Origin of the sequence: Fodinicurvata fenggangensis DSM 21160 (assembly GCF_000686045.1) — a bacterium.
In the GTDB taxonomy this organism is placed as follows: Bacteria; Pseudomonadota; Alphaproteobacteria; order Kiloniellales; family DSM-21159; genus Fodinicurvata; species Fodinicurvata fenggangensis.
The window spans coordinates 63696-80818 of sequence record NZ_JMLV01000007.1 but is presented as its reverse complement, the minus strand read 5'-3'; the positions used below and the strand labels follow the sequence as shown (position 1 = coordinate 80818).

Sequence of the window (17123 nt, the reverse complement as noted above, 5' to 3'; positions counted from 1 at the left end):
GTGTAAATGGCGACCAAGACGAAGGAAAACAGCGAAGAGACGGAAGCCACCGAGGAAGGTGGCGAAGGCGCCCTCGGCGACAAGGTCACGGCGGCCGTCAAGCGCATGCTGGCGCGCGCGAAGGAGCGCGGCTATGTCACCTATGACGAGTTGAACCAGATCCTGCCCCCCGACCAGGTGTCCTCGGAACAGATCGAGGACGTCATGGCCACGCTGTCCGAAAGCGGGATCAGCGTGATCGAGGACGAGGAGAGCGAGGAGGCCGAGCCCAAGGCCGTCGAGGAAAGCGAAGAAGGCGAGGCCGTCAGCGGCAACATCAACGATGCCGACGCCGCGCGCACCGACGATCCGGTACGCATGTACCTGCGCGAGATGGGCTCCGTCGAGTTGCTGAGCCGCGAGGGCGAGATCGCTATTGCCAAGCGGATCGAGGCCGGCCGCGAAAAGATGATCGGCGGCATCTGCGAGAGTCCGCTGACCATTCGGGCGTTGCTGTCCTGGCGCGAGGCGCTGGTCGAGGGCGATATCCTGCTGCGCGACATCATCGACCTGGATGCCACTTATGGCGCCGACCCCGGTGCGGCCGAGGCCGGCGATCCGCAGGCCGAGGCGGCGCTGGAGACCGCGGCCAAGGCCGAGGAAGCCGTGCAGGAGCAGGGCGCCGACGAGGCAGAGGTGGTCCAGGACGAGGCCCAGAAGGACGAGGCCCAGAAGGACGGGGCCCAGAAAAACGACGCCCAGAAGGAAGCGCCGAAGAAGAAGACGGACGCGGAGGGCGAGGAGTCCGAAACGGAAGCCACCGAAGGCGAGTCCGAGGAAGAGGACGAGGAGGAAAGCTCCATCTCGCTCTCGGCCATGGAGCAGCAACTCTTCCCGCAGGTGCTGGAGACGCTGGATGCCATTTCCGAGACATTCGTGGCCCTGTCGCGCGCCCAGGAAGAGCGCCTGAAGTACATGCAGGCCGGCGAGGCCGTGCCCGCCAAGGCCGAAAAGCGCTATACCCAGCTGCGCCACCAGTTGGTGGAGCACATGGAGAAGGTGCATTTCAACAATGCCCGGATCGAGCAGCTGGTCGAGAACCTGTACGAGCACAACAAGAAGCTGGTCACGCTCGAGGGGCGCCTGCTGCGCCTGGCCGAGAAGAGCAAGGTCGATCGCGGCGACTTCCTGAAGCAGTACTACGGGCACGAACTGGACCCGAACTGGCTGTCGCGGGTCGCCGAGATCAACAAGAACTGGAAGAAGTTCGCCGAGCGCGAAGCCGACGAGGTGGCCCAGCTGCGCGAGCAGATCGGCGACATCTCGGCCGAGGTGGGGCTGCCCGTCAGCGAGTTCCGCCGCATCGTCACCACGGTGAAGCAGGGCGAGCGCGAGGCCACCAAGGCCAAGACCGAGATGGTCGAGGCGAACCTGCGCCTGGTGATCTCGATCGCCAAGAAATACACCAACCGCGGGCTGCAGTTCCTGGACCTGATCCAGGAAGGCAACATCGGCCTGATGAAGGCGGTGGACAAGTTCGAGTACCGGCGCGGCTACAAGTTCTCGACCTATGCCACCTGGTGGATCCGGCAGGCGATCACGCGCTCCATCGCCGACCAGGCGCGCACCATTCGCATCCCGGTCCACATGATAGAGACCATCAACAAGCTGGTGCGCACCAGCCGGCAGATGCTGCACGAGATCGGCCGCGAGCCGACCCCGGAGGAGCTGGCCGAACGCCTGGTGATGCCGCTGGACAAGGTGCGCAAGGTGCTCAAGATCGCCAAGGAGCCGGTCTCCCTGGAGACGCCGATCGGCGACGAGGAGGACAGCTACCTGGGCGATTTCATCGAGGACAAGAACGCCATCATCCCGGTGGATTCGGCGGTGCAGTCAAACCTGCGCGAGACCACGACACGGGTGCTCTCCAGTCTGACGCCGCGCGAGGAACGCGTGCTGCGCATGCGTTTCGGCATCGGCATGAACACCGACCATACGCTGGAGGAAGTGGGCCAGCAGTTCTCGGTGACCCGCGAACGCATCCGGCAGATCGAGGCCAAGGCCCTGCGCAAGCTGAAGCACCCCAGCCGCAGCCGCAAGCTACGCTCCTTCCTGGACACCTGATCCAAGATCGGCCGCCCTGAAACCCGGGGCGGCCGAAAATCTCTTGAACCCTCTGGCGGAAACGGCAAAATGCCGCCCCCACGGGCCCGTAGTTCAGTGGTCAGAACGCGCCGCTCATAACGGTGTTGTCGCAGGTTCGAATCCTGCCGGGCCCACCACTTATTCTTGCAAACTATAGTTGAGTTGGCGGCTGTACCCCATTAATGGGTGATAGATCTTAAATAGGATTGGCTGTCGGCCAGGAGGGCACGTCGAACGCATTCGATCGTCCAGATCCAGATGATCGTGCCGACGATTTCCGAGACATAGCCTTCGAAAGGGATGGTCCAGAACATCGGGCCGACGCCGATGATCGGCAGCACGAGAATGTGTGCCCCCAGCCCCATGGCCAGGCCAAAGGGCATGCCCTGTCCCGCGCGAAAAATGGGCTTGGCCTGGACCAGCAGGCAATAGATCACGGCGATCACCACCGAGAACAGAATATGTACTCCGTTGCCGCCCCAGTTCACGACCTGGTCCGAGAACCGGTAGGTCATCCCCGTCGCATCGAAGCCGAGCAGTTCAAGCAGGCCGATGGGCGGAGGGACTGCGTCTGGCAGTCTAGGGGGCAGCAGCGTCTCCACGCCTGACTTCACAAGCGCAGAGATAACGCCAGCAGCGACCCCGGCGCCGATCAGTTGATTGAGGCTGTGGCTCGATTGTCCTCTGCGGATAGTCCCATCCCCCTTCATGAATCATTTCACCCCGTCGCTAAACCGCACACCAGCACGGTACGTTGTGGAAAGTACTACAACTTTAGGCTACACAAATGCCTGCTCGTTGGCCACACTGCGAGGTATCAGATGAGCGCCTCAAAGCACTGGTCGTTACGGTCCATCCTTTTCCGTCTGGTCCTCGCTCAGGTCCTAAGGCCATGGGGGCGAGGCCATGATGGAGCTTGCCTGCAACTGGATTGAGGCGGACAGACTACTCCGACAAAATCAGGAGAACGCTCGTCTATTATTTCTCCCGCGCAGCGAAGGTTGATGCCAACGCACTATTGGACTAGCGCGACGTTCCGGCAAATGGGACGGCAAAGGCTGCGGCTGGCAGGACTTTCAGTTCCGAGTGCCGCTTCATATCATCCCGAAAAATGACTCGTTGCAAAGGATTGACAGCGCAAGACAAGGCACGCCATAGTAATTGAACAACAATAATGATTATTGCTATTCAATAACGAGGCTGTGTTGGGAGTTGAAATCGAGCGCAAAGGCGCGCTGCTGTGTCTGACGCTGAACCGTGAAGAGCGGCTGAATGCGTTGGATACGGATATGCGAACGGCCATCGTGGAGGCACTGAATGCTGCTTCCGAGGATGATGAGGTCAGGGCGGTCATTCTGACCGGCAAGGGCGCGCGCGCGTTCTGTGCCGGGCAGGACCTGAATGAAAGCCGCCAGCTCTCTCCCGATGGTGGTGATGCCTGGATGGATACCTGGCAACGCTTCTTTGCCGCCGTCAGCCAATGTCGGAAACCCATCGTTGCGGCGGTCAATGGCACGGCCGCGGGCGCGGGATTGCAGCTTGCCCTGATGGCGGACCTGCGCGTGGCCGTGCCAACGGCCCGGTTCCTGATGGCGGAGATCAATGTGGGCCTGCCCGCCATCGCCGGGAGCTACCTGTTGCAGACCCATCTCGGCCAGGCCCGGATGCGGGAGCTGGTGCTCACCGGCCGCGTCTTTACCGCAGAAGAGGCCAGTGAATGGGGACTCGTGCAGGAGACCAGGTCACCTGGCCAATTGATGGAGCGCGCCGAAGCCATGGCCCTCCATCTCGCAGAGAAACCTCCGGTCGCGATGCGACTGACCCTGGAGATGCTGAGAGGCATGATGCGCCGTGGCCTGTCCGAGGCCGAAACGGCTGCTGTCTCTTACCAATCGGAAGCCATCGCCACCGGGGAACCGCAGGCCCAGATGGCTCGTTTCTTCGAAGCGCGGCGATAAGGCGAAGAACAAACGCTAACCCTAGGAGGCAAGAATGTATGAATTTCTGAAGGTCAGTACAGAAGGGAAGGTGGGCATCATCACGTTGAACCGCCCGGATGTGCTGAACGCCTGGCATTCGCCGATGCGCCGGGAGCTCGCGGCGGCCCTCGAGGCAATGAATGCGGATGAAGAGGTGCGCGCCGTGATCATGACCGGGGCGGGAGAGCGTGCCTTCTCTGCCGGACAGGACCTGAACGAGACCAAGTCGTTCGATACCGAGCGTGCGCGCGAATGGGTCGAGGAGTGGCGTGCCCTCTACAGCGCCATACGCGGCATGACGAAGCCGTTGATTGCCGCCCTGAACGGAGTGGCTGCCGGTTCCGCATTCCAGGTGGCCCTGCAGTGTGACATCCGCGTCGGCCATGCGGGCAGCAAGATGGGACAGCCCGAGATCAACTCGGGAATCGCCAGCACATTGGGGCCCTGGCTCATGAAGGAGATGCTGGGGCTGTCGCGCACCATAGAACTCACACTGACGGGGCGCATGATGGACGGGGAGGAGTGCCATCATATTGGCCTCATACATCACCTCGTTGCCGCCGACCAGGTTCATGCCAAGGCGATGGAAGTGGCTGGCGAACTGGCGGAGAAGCCTCCGGTCGCAATGGCACTGAACAAGCGTCGCTTTGCGGAGATGACCCAGCCCGGGTTCGAGGATGCCCTTGCAGCCGGCAGCCGGAACCAGAAGGAGGCTTATGCCAGTGGGGAGCCGCAACGCATGATGGAGGCATTCTTCGCCGAGCGTGAAAAGCGTAAGCAGAACGCCTGACAGGAGGCATTGCGCTGTGGATCTGCTCGAATACCAAGGAAAGACGCTCTTCCATCGATACGGAATTCCCATTCCAAAGGGAGCTCTCTGGCCCGAGATTCCAGAGTGTGCCGGCCCATTCGTGCTCAAGGCGCAAGTCGCTTCAGGCAAGCGCGGCAAGCGCGGCGGTATCCGTTTCGCCGATGACCGCAAGATAGCCGGACAGGCAGTCCAGGAGATGGAATCCCTGTCTTTTGAAGGCGAGACGGCTGCCACGATTTATGTGGAGCAGTGCCTCGATATAGCTCGTGAAATTTACCTCGCCCTTGCAATCGACCGCGACCGTCGCTGTCCGGTACTGCTTGCGTCTGCCGAAGGCGGCATCGATGTCGAGGACGCCCCTGAAGGCTCCTTGCTGCGCCTGCCGATACATCCGTTTCTTGGCCTTCGCGGTTTTCATATTTCCGCCGTTGCCCGGTGGCTGGGTGTCGAGGGTCAGACGGGCGAGCAGCTGGTAGAGGTGGTCCACGCGCTCTATGCACTGATGCTGTCCGAGGACGCCGAACTGGTAGAGATTAACCCGCTTGTGGTGTCTGCTGACGGAAGCGTCGTGGCCGCAGATGCCAAAGTCAGCCTGGACGACAATGCAGCCTTTCGCCGTCATCCCGTGGAAGGGGCAAGTGAGTCCTCGGCATCTCGTCGCTCGTCGTTTGAACAGGCCGTGGCGGACGCCGGCGCAGTGGGGATCGAGATCGATCCCGACGGGGATATCATTGCCGTCGTCAGTGGCGCGGGGCTGATGATGGCCACGCTGGATATCCTCTGTGAAGCCAAGCTCCGTGTCAGGGCGGTGGTGGATCTGGGAGGCTCTGTTCTTGCCGGTGGAGAGGTGCTGGGGAGGGTCTTCCAGGCCGTCGTCGCTGCAGGGCCACGGGCAACATTCCTCAATGCCTATATGCACACCGCCCTGTGCGACGAGCTGGCGAGAATGATGATCGAAGCGCAACGTATTGCCCCCCTCGAGGGGCGTGTCCTCGTGCGGCTCAAGGGCAGGAACAGCGATGTCGGGAGATCCCTCCTTTCTGACCAGGGTTTCGATGTCTTCGAGGACCTGGGTCCGGCCATCGAGACGCTGACACAAGCCAGGGAGCTGGTCTGATGGCGATCCTCGTTGACGGAAACAGCCGGATCCTCATTCAGGGCATCACAGGACATACCGGGCGCAACCTGGCACAGAAGATGCGCTCGGAGGAGAGTCCGCTCGTGGGCGGTGTATCGCCCAAACGGGCCGGCGAAGAGGTCAGTGAAATCCCTGTGTTCGCGTCCTGTTACGAGGCCGTGGCGGCAACGGGGGCAAACTGCAGTTTCGTATCCGTTCCGGCTCCTTTGGCGTGCGAGGCGGCGCTTGAGGCCATCGATGCAGGGGTCTCCACCCTGGTTGTCTATACCGAGGGTGTCCCGGTCATGGACGCGATTCGGGTATCGGCATATGCCCGCAGTCGCGGCGTTCGGGTTCTGGGACCAAACGCGGCGGGCTGTATCAGCCCGGGCCTTGCGAACCTGTCGGACCTGAATGCGGCGCTTCTGCGCCGCGGCCCCATAGGCATCGTCTCGAAGAGCGGCACGCTGACCTATGAGGTCATAGAGACCCTGAATGCACACGGCCTGGGGCAAAGCACAGTTGCCTGTCTCGGCGGTGATCCCGTCGTGGGGATGAGCCATGGCGAGGTGCTGGAACTGTTCGAGGCGGATCCCGATACGGAGGCTGTCGTCCTTATCGGCGAGATCGGCGGGCGCAGCGAACTCGATGCCGCCGATTTGGTGGCCCGGATGCGCAAGCCCGTGGTCGCCTATATAGCCGGGCTGCATGCACCGCCCGGCAAACGCATGGGACATGCGGGGGCCATGCTCGGGTCACCCGAAGAGAATGTACCCGGAAAACGCGCCGCTTTGCAGACTGCGGGTGCAAGCGTAGTCAATGATGTCATGGGAATCGGTGAGGCCTTGCGGCGCGTCATGGCCCCGGCTGGGGTCGGCTGAATACTGATTCCACAAGTATAACAAAGGATTGGGAGTACAAATCATGTCTAGGACGAAATATAACAAGGTTTTCCCGCTGACCCGGCGGGAAATGCTGCTCGCTACCGGGGCCGGCGTTGCGGTGGGTTCCATGGGCCTGCCTTTCAACGCTCTGGCTCAGGAACGTCTAACGGTTGCCGATCCCGGCGGTCCGTTCGAAGCCGCGTTCGGAGAAGCCTTCTATCGCCCCTTCGAAGAGGCTACGGGCCATACGATTGCGAACACGGCCCGGGAACACCAGCCGACAAGCCAGGTGCAATCCATTGTGGAAACAGGCTCCTACAGCTGGGATGTGGTGACGGTCACGCAGGCCGACCAGGTCCTGTTGGGCGATCGCGACCTACTGGAGGAACTGGATTGGTCCGGGGAGCATATGGACAATATCATGTCCGACGCTCGAACCGATGTCTGGATGGGCACGGATGTTTACGCCACGATCCTTGCGTATCGCACCGACACATTTCCTGATAAGGCGCCCGAATCCTGGGCTGATTTCTGGGATGTGGAGAACTTCCCGGGCCGGCGGGCCCTGCGGCGCAGCCCCATCGACACGCTTGAAATCGCCCTGATGGCGGATGGCGTGGCCATGGAGGATTTGTATCCCCTGGATATCGACCGGGCATTGGCCAAGCTGGATGAGATCCGCGAGCATGTCGATGTGTGGTGGACAGGCGGCGCGCAGACCAGTCAGCTGTTGGCGAGCGGTGAAGTTGACATGCTGCCGACCTGGAACGGTCGCGCACAGACCGTAATCGACGATGATGCACCGGTGGGCATTCTATGGAATCAAGGACTCTATTCCATCGAGGGCTGGAGCATTCCGAAAGGAAATCCCAAGGCAGACCTGGGCCGGGAATTCATCAAGTTCTGTGCCGATCCGGAACGACAGGCGGCCTTCACGGACAAGCTCGCCTATGGGCCGACCAACCCGAAGGCCTATGATTACATATCGGAGGAACGGGCCAAGTTCCTGCCCACGGCCCCTGACAACCTGAAGCGCATGACACTGGCCGACCAGGGTTGGTGGGGCGAGCACAAGGAAGAAGCAGAAAGCCGCTTCAACGAATGGCTCCTTTCGTAACGTCCAGCACTTCGCAGTGTCCGGGACGATGTCGGTGAAACTCCGGCATCGTCCCTCCCTGGCGATTTCTTTACAGGCTGTCCCAGCTTCGCTGCGGCGCTACCCGCGACGGGGATGTATAAATGACCACCTCACAGGTGCAGCAGAAACTTCAAGTTCGTCAGCTCCGTAAGACATTCGGTGACCTCGTTGCCTTGGAGGGGGCCGATCTGGACCTTGCGGATGGTGAGTTTCTCACTCTCCTGGGGCCCTCCGGTTCCGGCAAGACGACCTTGCTGCTGGCGATTGCCGGCTTGAACGAGCCGGACAGCGGCGAGATTCACATCGATGGAAGGCTGGCGACCTTCCTGCCATCGTACAAGCGGGATATCGGGATGGTTTTCCAGAACTATGCCCTGTTTCCGCATATGACGATCTTCGACAACATCGCCTTCGCATTGAAGATGCGCAAGTGGCCGAAAGACCGAATCACGGATGCGGTGGAGCGCGTCCTGGAGATTGTCCAGCTCCCGCATGTCGCGACGCGCTATCCGCGTCAGCTATCGGGAGGGCAGCAGCAGCGCATCGCGCTCGCACGCGCCATGGTGTACGAACCGTCTGTCATCCTGATGGACGAGCCACTCGGTGCGCTCGACAAGAAGCTTCGCGAGCAGTTGCAGCTTGAAATCAAACGCCTGCACAAGGAGCTCAATATCGCAGTGCTCTATGTCACCCATGACCAGGAAGAAGCCCTGGTCATGTCCGATCGCATTTGCCTGATGCGTGAGGGGCGCATCGAGCAGTTGGGTACGCCTTGGGAATTGTATTTTCGGCCCCGCACTGTGTTCGCAGCCGATTTCCTTGGTGAGGCGAACCTGCTGAGCGGACGCGTGGCCGGACAGGACAACGGAACCGTGCTGGTCGATCTTGCAGACGGTACCCGGGTGCGCGGGGTGAGCGACCATGACCTTACCATCGGCCAGGATGTGCGCATGATGGTCCGACCGGAAACGATCGGGGTGCTTGCCCAGGGAGAAAGCGCGGAGAATGTGCTCGAGGCCCGCTTCAGTGAAGAAGTCATGAGCGGCAGTACGACGCAAAGCTTCTTCACCATCGGATCCGACCAGCGGCTCTTTACCAAGTCCTTGACCCAGACAGGGGCATCTGTGGCGAACGGTGAGTCCCTGCGTCTGGGATGGGCCTCAGAGCGTGCCGTCGTGCTTCCGGACGAATGAGCAAGAATGGGAAGATGATGGGCTCAATAGTCTCAAGGATGTCCCGGGGGCGGTTGCCGTGGCCCCTCATGCCTGCCTTGCTCTTCCTGGCAGCTGCATTCGTCTATCCTGTGGTCCTGCTGCTCAGCCAGAGTGTCAGCGGAGAGCAGGGAGGCTTCACGTTTGATCACTACGTGAAGCTGCAGGAGTCATTTGTCGTCGGGCAAGTCCTGGCCACAACCTTCAAGATTGCCGGCTGGACGGCGGTATTCTCGGTGCTGGCCGCCTATCCGGTTGCGTTCCTGCTTTCCACAGTGGGCAAGAACCGACGCAACTTCCTGATCATCTGGGTGTTGATGCCGTTCTGGACCAGTTTCCTGGTTCGTACCTTCGCGTGGATTGTTCTGCTCGGCCGCAACGGAGCCATCAACCAGTTCGCAGCGGCTCTCGGCCTGCCGGAAATGCCGAGTATGCTCTATAATTTCACCGGCGTCATGATCGGCATGGTGCATGCGCTCATGCCCTTGTGTGTTCTGACCATGCTGTCCGTCATGGAAGGCATCGATCAGAATCTGACACGCGCGGCCAACACGCTGGGGGCACGGCCTTCCCAAGCCTTCCTGCGCATCTACCTGCCACTGTCGATCCCGGGCATGGCGGCTGGCGGACTGCTGGTCTTCATCACCGCACTCGGGTTCTTCATCACCCCCGCATTGCTGGGCGGGGAGCAGGAAACCGTGATCGTCCAGCTGATTATATTCCAGATCAAGGACCTGCTGAACTGGGGATTTGCGGGCGCAATCGCCGTGATGCTGCTCGTCGTGGCCCTGGTCGTGTTCTTCTTCTATGATCGCCTCGTGGGTCTTTCCACCTTGTCGGGCGGCGCTATGCGCGCCGATGACAAGCCCTGGCGCAATCCGATCGGGTGGGGCGGACGCAAGCTTGGCAACTTGATAATCGAGGTGCTGGCTTTCGTTTGTGAGGCTATAGGCCGCGGCTTTGAGATGCTGCGACCAACCCGTCCCGACCGCCCGAGGGCTCCGGCTGGTCGGCGGGTTCTGTGGCTTGTCGGGGGGCTGATCCTGTTTTTCCTGGCCGGTCCGGCATTCTTCATCATACCGGTCAGCTTTACCGAAGGAAACTTCCTGGGCTGGCCGCCCGAGGGCTTCTCGCTGAAGTGGTATGACTCCGTATTCCAGGACCCCCTCTGGATCGAGGCGGCGGTGCGTTCGCTGATCGTCGCCCTGCTGGCCGGCACCATGGGGCTGTTGCTCGGGGTGCCTGCGGCGTTCCATATCGTCAGGCGCTCACGCCACAAGACGGCACTGATCGGCTTCCTGGTCTCGCCCATCATCATGCCTAACATCATCATTGCGGTGTCGCTGTTCTATCTCTTTGCGGGCATAGGTCTTGTGGGCACGACCATCGGCCTGGCCATCGGCCATACCGTGCTGGCCGTCCCCTATGTCGTCGTCACAGTCGTCGCCATTCTCAAGCAGTATGACGAACGCCTTGACCAGGCGGCCTATACGCTTGGAGCAAGCAAGGCGAAGACGTTCCGTTACGTTACATTTCCCCTGCTCAAGTCGGGTTTGGTTGCCGCCTTCATGTTCGCCTTCGTCATCTCCTTTGACGAACTGACGATCGCCCTCTTCCTTGCAGGCGGACAGATGACCACACTGCCCAGGCAGATGTGGGACAATGCCCTGCTGCAGGTTTCGCCCACGCTTGCAGCCGTGGCCACGCTGGTCCTGCTGTTCATGACCGCGATCATCCTCTTCTCCGAGTACATGCGTCGCCGGAGAGAGGGAGCATGAGCGACCAGGCTCCGAGTTACGCGGACCCCTTGTCCCTGCGTCTGCCCGTTCATGGCGAAGAGGCCCCGGACACCTATTGGCATGCGACAGCAGGAGCAGCTCCGCACGACGACGGCGTGCTCAAGCAGGATGTGACCTGCGAAGTTGCCGTGATCGGGGGCGGATATACCGGCCTGGCCTCTGCCTATTATCTGGCCCGATCGGGAATCGGGCCGGTCGCGGTCCTGGAGGCCAATCGTCCTGGCTGGGGATGCAGTGGCCGCAACGGCAGTTTTGCCCGCCCCGCCATAGGGCGCATACCCTATGAAGAGTGGGACCGTCGTTGGGGCCGCGACATTGCCGACGCCATGTTCTCCGAAGCCTTGGCAGCCCTGCAGTCGGTCCGCGATACCATTGCCGAGGCTGCTATCGATTGCGAAGCCATGCCGGAAGGCTGGCTGAAAGTCGCTCATCGGCCAGAACGGGCTTCCGCCCTGCAGACGGAAGCAGCGCTGCTGCGAGAACGCTTCGGTCTCGATGTCGATTATCTGGACAATGAACGCCTGGCGGCAGAGCATGTCCGAGGCGGGGAAGCTTATGCCGCCTTGCGATGGCCGGTTTCCTTTGCCATGCATCCGGTGAAACTGGTTAACGGACTGGTGAACGCGGCCCGCGAGGAGGGCGCCAGTGTCCATGGCGGAACACCCGTCATCGGACTGGACAAGGAGGGTGCGTATCACCGCCTGACCACGCCGGCGGCCGAAGTCCGGGCGCGCCATGTCATCGTCGCAACAAATGGCTATTCCGTGGAGAAGCTGTTTGCTCCCTTGCGCAGCCGCCTCTTGCCCGTTATGTCCAACGTGGTCGTGACACAACCTCTGACAGCCGAGGAGAAGGCCGAAGGGAACTTCCACACCACGGACTGCATCAGCGATACCCGCAAGATGCTGTATTACTATCGCCGTCTTCCTGACGACCGGATCATGCTTGGAGGCAAGGGGCCGGTGCAACCCGAGCCCGAGGCCATGGCCCGACACAGAGACGCCCTGTTGGCTGCAATCGGCAGGAAGTTCCCCTTCATGCAGCGCCCGCGCGCCGATTACTTCTGGGGTGGCTGGGTGGCGCTGACCCGGGATTCCATCCCGCATGTTGCAACCGCGGAAGACGACAAGTCGTTACACTATGCCATGGGATATATCGGCAGCGGCGTCTCCTGCAGTATTCATGCAGGTCGCCGGCTGGCGGAGCATATTGCAGGAAGGGGGCAGGCGTTTCCCCCGCCGATGGCGCGAGGTCTTCCGAAATATCCTTTTGCTGCGTTTCGCCGGTTGGGGCAGGCCGTGGCAATGGCCTGGTTTGCCCGCAAGGATGAGAAGGGGCTGTGACGGTGCGCAAGGATCAGGAACGGCACATTGCCGTAGTGGGTGCCGGGATCGTCGGCGTTTCCTGTGCATGGCAGCTCCAGAAGCGGGGGTTTCAGGTCACCTTGATCGATCGGCTGGAGCCGGGCGAAGCCTGTTCCTTCGGTAACGCAGGCGTCATAGCGACGAGTTCCTGCATTCCTCTGGTTCTGCCGGGAACCTGGCGCAACGTTCCGAAATGGCTCCTGGACCCGGATGGACCTCTGGCGATTGACCTGCGCGATGTGCCGCGCCTGGCCAACTGGTTTCTCCAAGCCCAGCGTACGGCGACTGCGGAGGGCGTTCATGCTGCCACCACGGCCTTGCGCGGGCTTCATGCCCCGGCACTCACCGATCATCTGGACCAGGCGACGGAGGCGGGATGTGATCACTTGCTCCGCCGCAGCGAGTACCTGCATGTGTATAAAACCACTGCCGCCTATAAAGCGGATCGGTTTGGGTGGCAGCTGCGCCGGGACCTCGGCATTCCGATGCGCGAGGTGGGGGGGCAGGAATTGCGGGATCTGGAGCCTGCGTTACCCGACAGTTTTGCGTGCGGCGTTCTGCTGGAGGGACATGGCGCAGTGTTGGATCCCGGCGGGTTGGTCAAGGCACTGGCAAGCGACTTCAAGAGCCGGCAGGGCCGATACATTCAGGCAGAGGTCCACGATATCATGCCGCGCGGTCCGCGCGGCGTGAGCGTGCGGGCCGGGGAAGAGGAAATACAGTTTGATACGCTGGTCCTGGCGGCGGGCGCTTGGTCCGCACAGCTGGCAGGGGCGCTCGGGCACGATTTTCCCCTGGTCGCGGAGCGCGGCTATCATGTCATGTTTCGCGAACCGGCCGTCAGCTTGAACCGCCCTGTGATGTTCGCTGAGGCAAAGTTCGTGGCAAATAGCATGAATGCCGGATTGCGGGTTGCGGGCACGGCGGAGTTTGCCGGGATAACGCGCCCTGCAAAGCAGAGACGAATTGACATGCTGACGCGATTGGCCTCAGAGAACCTCCCCAACTTGAATTCCGACCAGCAGACCTCGTGGATGGGGCCCAGGCCAAGTTTGCCGGACACCCTGCCGGTTATCGGCCGTTCGCAACTGCATCCGGATGTTCTCCTGGCTTTCGGGCATGGTCATACAGGCTTGACGGCAAGTGCAACGACCGGGCGGATCATTGCGGCTCTGGCGTCGGGTGAAAGCCCCGAGATCGATATCAGCGCCTTTCGGCCCGATAGATTTCCCACCAAATCGCCTGAGCCAACAGCTGGGACAATTCGTACTGGCCGGGAAACCTCAGGGGCAGTCGGATGACAGCACCTGTCTATCTGACCGATGATGATGTAAGGGGAGCAGCCCTGCCGATCGGCGAATTGGCGGATGCGCTTGTTCCGGCTTTTCGAAAGCGCTCTGAAGGGGTGGTCATGATGCCGGCGAAGACCGGGATGCACCCCAGCGGCTCGGATGCGTATTTCCATTCGATGCCCGCGCTGGTCCCTGGGGTCGCTGCGGGCGTGAAATGGGTCGCAGGATCTCCTTCCAACAGCAGCCGCGGTCTGGCGCATATTCATGCGCACCTGATCCTGTCGAATGCCGAGACGGGGGTGCCGATCGCAGTTGTCGAAGCGGGGTATCTGACCGGTTTGCGAACGGCTGCCTTGTCCCTGCTGGCCGCCCGGTCCTTGGCGAGACCCGAAGCGAAGCGGCTGGGTTTCATCGGCTGCGGGTTTCAGGCGCAAACTCATCTGCAGGCCTTCGCCGAGGAATTTCCCATTCGCCAGGTGGCCCTCTATGGTCCTCGCCGGCAGAGCGTGACAGCCTTCGAGGAACATGTTGCGGATTGCTACGGCTTGGAAACGGTTGCCTGCTCCCATCCAGAAGAGGTGCTGGCCTCCAGTGACATCGTCGTAACCACGGTTCCGGCCCATCGTGATCTGGTAGGGTTCCTTGATGTGCGTGCCCTTCCAGAGGGCGCTTTCGTGTCCATGGTGGACCTGGGGCGGTCGTGGGATGCGGCCACCGTTGGGGACTTCGATCGCTGCCTGACGGACGATCTCGATCAGAGTGCTGCGCTCGCTCACAACAACGCCGCATTTTCCGCAATGTCCTTCTCAGGTGACCTCTCGGGGTTGCTGGCGGGTGACGTCGAGGGACGCCAGAGGACTTCGGAGCGTATCGCCTTCCTGTTTCCGGGTGTTGCCCTGGCGGATATCGTTGCCGGACACATGATTCTGGAGCGAGTCCAGGCACCGCCGAGGCGCTAGATCTTCCGGCCCCCCAAGGCTTTCGTAATCGCCCACGCGGTTTCGATCACCACCGGCGCCAAGTCACGTTCGGCCTCCGCGATAGACCATCGTGGATGAGGGACCGCAATATTTATGGCTGCCACCACGTCCCCCGCATGATTGCGAACTGCGGCGGCAATCGAAATGTCACCCAGGAAAGATTCCTGATTGCTCAGCGCGTATCCGAAGTGACGGATCTCCTCGAGCTTCCTTTCGATTTCGGAAAGCTCGGTGATGGTGTGTTTGGTTCGTGCTTGGCGATCCGACCTTTCAAGTATATCAGTCGCCTGCTCAGGTAGAAGCCCTGCCAGGATGGCTCTTCCCGGTGCCGTGCAGTAAACGGGCAAGCGCTGCCCGAGAAGAATGTCCACGCTGATCAGGTTGCGACTGGGCAATCGGGATACATAGATAACCTCCGTGTCGTCGAGCTCGGTCAGGTTGACGGTTTCATCCGTGCGCTTGCTGGCTTCCAGGAGGTAGGGGAAGGCCTTTTCGACAAGGTAATCGTTGCGCAGATAGGAAAAACCGAAATCAAGGACCTTGGGGGACAGGGTGTAGCGTTTGGTGAACTTGTCCTGTCGCAGATATCCCAGTGCCTTCAACGTGTAGATGAATCTCTGGGTGGCGCTGCGTCCCAGGCCAGTCGATTCAGTGATCTCGGTCAGGCTTTGCGGATGCCGATGGTCCTGGAAAGCCCGCAGAACACGGAGTGCCTTTTCCGCACCGCCTACGAACAATCGGGAATCAATATTATCTGCTTCGGCTTCTTTATTTTTCATTGTCAGTTTAGGGCAATACCTGAATTTTATTCTAGTGTATAATAAGAATGGGAATATTGAACTTTTACAGGCCGGTCTGGCTTGTGCCGATCATGCGAGTGGTGGTTGTGGTAAACGGGCAGCCTGCCACACCGCAAATTATTGTAGCATTGCGCGTGCACGCCTGAAATCCCTTACCGGGCAGCAATGAATGTGCGTCAAGCGAGGGTTCGGACGCGGCCTATTCGCTGTGGAAACGGGACCTGGAAAGAGCTTTCACCTGGGCCTCCCCTGCAGGGTTTGCCTGCAAGCCTTGCTGAAGTCGTGGGGGGAGCGGGGCAAGTCCGTGCGCCGCTACACCCTGTCCACGAGGGCATACCAGGCTGCCAGGGCGCTGACAGCAGGTTTGCGCAGAAAATAGAATGGGATAGTCCGAACCGGCGTCACCGGGAAATCCAGGTCCTTGTCCGCCGTGCCGCTCGCCTTGTCGGCGAGGACCCGGCCCATCGCGGTGGCCATGGCAACGCCGCGGCCGTTGAAGCCCAGGCCTGCGATCAGGCCCGGCTCGATCTCGTGAAGATGCGGGAAATGGTCCTTGGTCATGGCGACGAACCCACCCCACTGGTGTTCCCATTCCGGTTCGCCGAGCTGTGGGTACATCTGGCAGGCTCGAGCGCGCAAGCGTGCCATTTGGGCCTCGATGCCGCCATCGCCATAGGCTCCGCGGCCGCCGATCAGGAAACGACCGTCTCCGTCCAGGCGATAATAGACCAGCAATTTGCGGGTGTCGGATGCCACCTGGCCATAGGGCAGGATGGAGCGGCGCACATTCTCGGACAGCGGTGCGGTGGCCACCTGCACGGAGCAGGCCGGCACTACGCTGCGCCGCAGTCGTCCGGTCAGTTCCGGCGTATAGGCATTGGTGGCCAGCACCACCTTGCCGCTGCGCACCGATCCCCGGGGCGTGCGAACCAGGAATCCTTCCTGCTGCCGTTCGATCGAAGTGACGGGGCTTTCTCCGAAAATCGGGGCACCCTGGGCCAAAGCAGCACGTGCCAGTCCGAGAGAATAATTGAGCGGATGGACCCCACCACCGCGCCGATCGATTAGTCCGCCATGGTAAACTTCACTACCAAGAAGTTCGTCGACCTGCTGCTTGTTGAGCGGTTCGATTTCCGCCCCGCGTCTTTGCCACTGCTTCGCCCGTACCTGGCAGGTTCTGATAGCTTCTGAATTGTGGGCGGACTGGATCCATCCCTCGCGTACTGCGCCACAGTCGATGCGGTACTTGTCGATGAGACCGAATACGAGATCCGGGGCCGCGCCGGAGAGGCGGACCATGCGGCCCCCCATTTCGGGCCCGAACATCTCCTCGATGGTGTCGGGATCTTCCTTCAAGCCCGGAATAACCTGTCCGCCGTTACGACCCGAGGCGCCCCAGCCAGGATACTCGGCCTCCAGGACCGTTACGGAGACGCCCTTCTCAGCCAGATGAATCGCCGTGGAGAGCCCGGTGAAACCACCGCCGACAATCGTCACGTCACTTTGTAGATCTTCACCGAGGGGCGGCGTGTCAGGGTGTGAATTGGATGTCGCGGTCCAGGCGGAATTGGCGAGGACGGGGCGTTCGTTATCGATGACCATATGGGAATCTTCCTGAGCAAAC

At 61.1% G+C, this 17123-nt stretch carries 14 protein-coding genes and 1 tRNA gene; 12 read left to right on the top strand and 3 right to left on the bottom strand.

From position 1 onward, the window contains the following. Positions 1-6: 6 nt before the first annotated feature. Positions 7-2103, top strand: a complete 2097-nt coding sequence (gene rpoD, locus BP38_RS0111025) for an RNA polymerase sigma factor RpoD (RefSeq protein ID WP_026987768.1) — start codon at positions 7-9, stop codon at positions 2101-2103. 82 nt (positions 2104-2185) lie between these two features. Continuing rightward, positions 2186-2261 (top strand) — tRNA-Ile (locus tag BP38_RS0111020). Positions 2262-2303: 42 nt separating this feature from the next. Here BP38_RS0111020 and BP38_RS0111015 read toward each other — a convergent pair. Further along, entirely contained in the window at positions 2304-2834 is a 531-nt protein-coding gene (locus BP38_RS0111015; protein ID WP_026987767.1) for a DUF1440 domain-containing protein, read from the bottom strand. A 495-nt stretch (positions 2835-3329) separates the two neighbouring features. Between BP38_RS0111015 and BP38_RS0111010 the strand changes: the two genes are divergently transcribed. The 10 genes from BP38_RS0111010 (at position 3330) to BP38_RS0110965 (ending at position 14678) form a co-directional block, all read left to right on the top strand. Further along, on the top strand, positions 3330-4082 hold the full coding sequence (locus tag BP38_RS0111010; protein WP_162175154.1) for an enoyl-CoA hydratase/isomerase family protein: 753 nt from the start codon (positions 3330-3332) through the stop codon (positions 4080-4082). A 34-nt stretch (positions 4083-4116) separates the two neighbouring features. After that, on the top strand, positions 4117-4893 hold the full coding sequence (locus BP38_RS0111005; protein ID WP_026987765.1) for an enoyl-CoA hydratase/isomerase family protein: 777 nt from the start codon (positions 4117-4119) through the stop codon (positions 4891-4893). A 16-nt stretch (positions 4894-4909) separates the two neighbouring features. Beyond that, a complete protein-coding gene (locus tag BP38_RS0111000) occupies positions 4910-6031 on the top strand; it encodes an ATP-grasp domain-containing protein (protein ID WP_026987764.1) in 1122 nt (373 codons plus the stop codon). Further along, entirely contained in the window at positions 6031-6912 is an 882-nt protein-coding gene (locus BP38_RS0110995) for a succinate--CoA ligase subunit alpha (protein ID WP_026987763.1), read from the top strand. Before BP38_RS0111000 ends, BP38_RS0110995 begins: the two co-directional genes overlap by 1 nt. A 43-nt stretch (positions 6913-6955) precedes the next feature. Continuing rightward, positions 6956-8032 (top strand): ABC transporter substrate-binding protein, encoded by a 1077-nt coding sequence (locus BP38_RS0110990; protein WP_051609262.1) that lies wholly within the window; start codon positions 6956-6958, stop codon positions 8030-8032. A gap of 122 nt (positions 8033-8154) precedes the next feature. Next, entirely contained in the window at positions 8155-9246 is a 1092-nt protein-coding gene (locus BP38_RS0110985) for an ABC transporter ATP-binding protein (protein WP_026987761.1), read from the top strand. A 68-nt stretch (positions 9247-9314) separates the two neighbouring features. Next, on the top strand, positions 9315-11042 hold the full coding sequence (locus BP38_RS0110980) for an ABC transporter permease subunit (protein WP_211250296.1): 1728 nt from the start codon (positions 9315-9317) through the stop codon (positions 11040-11042). Then, positions 11039-12406, top strand: a complete 1368-nt coding sequence (locus BP38_RS0110975) for an NAD(P)/FAD-dependent oxidoreductase (RefSeq protein WP_026987759.1) — start codon at positions 11039-11041, stop codon at positions 12404-12406. Before BP38_RS0110980 ends, BP38_RS0110975 begins: the two co-directional genes overlap by 4 nt. Next, entirely contained in the window at positions 12403-13728 is a 1326-nt protein-coding gene (locus tag BP38_RS20295) for an NAD(P)/FAD-dependent oxidoreductase (protein ID WP_051609261.1), read from the top strand. Before BP38_RS0110975 ends, BP38_RS20295 begins: the two co-directional genes overlap by 4 nt. Then, complete coding sequence (locus BP38_RS0110965; protein ID WP_026987758.1) at positions 13725-14678, top strand: ornithine cyclodeaminase family protein; 954 nt, start codon at positions 13725-13727, stop codon at positions 14676-14678. The genes BP38_RS20295 and BP38_RS0110965 overlap by 4 nt, the downstream gene beginning before the upstream one ends. Here the strand turns inward: BP38_RS0110965 and BP38_RS0110960 are convergent. Both BP38_RS0110960 and BP38_RS0110955 read right to left on the bottom strand, forming a co-directional pair. After that, positions 14675-15478 (bottom strand): IclR family transcriptional regulator, encoded by an 804-nt coding sequence (locus tag BP38_RS0110960; protein WP_035724824.1) that lies wholly within the window; start codon positions 15476-15478, stop codon positions 14675-14677. The genes BP38_RS0110965 and BP38_RS0110960 overlap by 4 nt on opposite strands. A 333-nt stretch (positions 15479-15811) precedes the next feature. Continuing rightward, positions 15812-17101 (bottom strand): NAD(P)/FAD-dependent oxidoreductase, encoded by a 1290-nt coding sequence (locus tag BP38_RS0110955; protein ID WP_026987756.1) that lies wholly within the window; start codon positions 17099-17101, stop codon positions 15812-15814. Positions 17102-17123 lie beyond the last annotated feature (22 nt).

Coding starts and splice junctions, on each gene's coding strand:
- BP38_RS0111005 (WP_026987765.1), top strand. CDS start 4,117: ATGTATGAATTTCTGAAGGTCAGTACAGAAGGGAAGGTGGGCATCATC.
- BP38_RS0110980 (WP_211250296.1), top strand. CDS start 9,315: ATGCCTGCCTTGCTCTTCCTGGCAGCTGCATTCGTCTATCCTGTGGTC.
- BP38_RS0110995 (WP_026987763.1), top strand. CDS start 6,031: ATGGCGATCCTCGTTGACGGAAACAGCCGGATCCTCATTCAGGGCATC.
- rpoD (WP_026987768.1), top strand. CDS start 7: ATGGCGACCAAGACGAAGGAAAACAGCGAAGAGACGGAAGCCACCGAG.
- BP38_RS0110985 (WP_026987761.1), top strand. CDS start 8,155: ATGACCACCTCACAGGTGCAGCAGAAACTTCAAGTTCGTCAGCTCCGT.
- BP38_RS0110955 (WP_026987756.1), bottom strand. CDS start 17,101: ATGGTCATCGATAACGAACGCCCCGTCCTCGCCAATTCCGCCTGGACC.
- BP38_RS0111015 (WP_026987767.1), bottom strand. CDS start 2,834: ATGAAGGGGGATGGGACTATCCGCAGAGGACAATCGAGCCACAGCCTC.
- BP38_RS0110965 (WP_026987758.1), top strand. CDS start 13,725: ATGACAGCACCTGTCTATCTGACCGATGATGATGTAAGGGGAGCAGCC.
- BP38_RS0110975 (WP_026987759.1), top strand. CDS start 11,039: ATGAGCGACCAGGCTCCGAGTTACGCGGACCCCTTGTCCCTGCGTCTG.
- BP38_RS0110990 (WP_051609262.1), top strand. CDS start 6,956: ATGTCTAGGACGAAATATAACAAGGTTTTCCCGCTGACCCGGCGGGAA.
- BP38_RS0110960 (WP_035724824.1), bottom strand. CDS start 15,478: ATGAAAAATAAAGAAGCCGAAGCAGATAATATTGATTCCCGATTGTTC.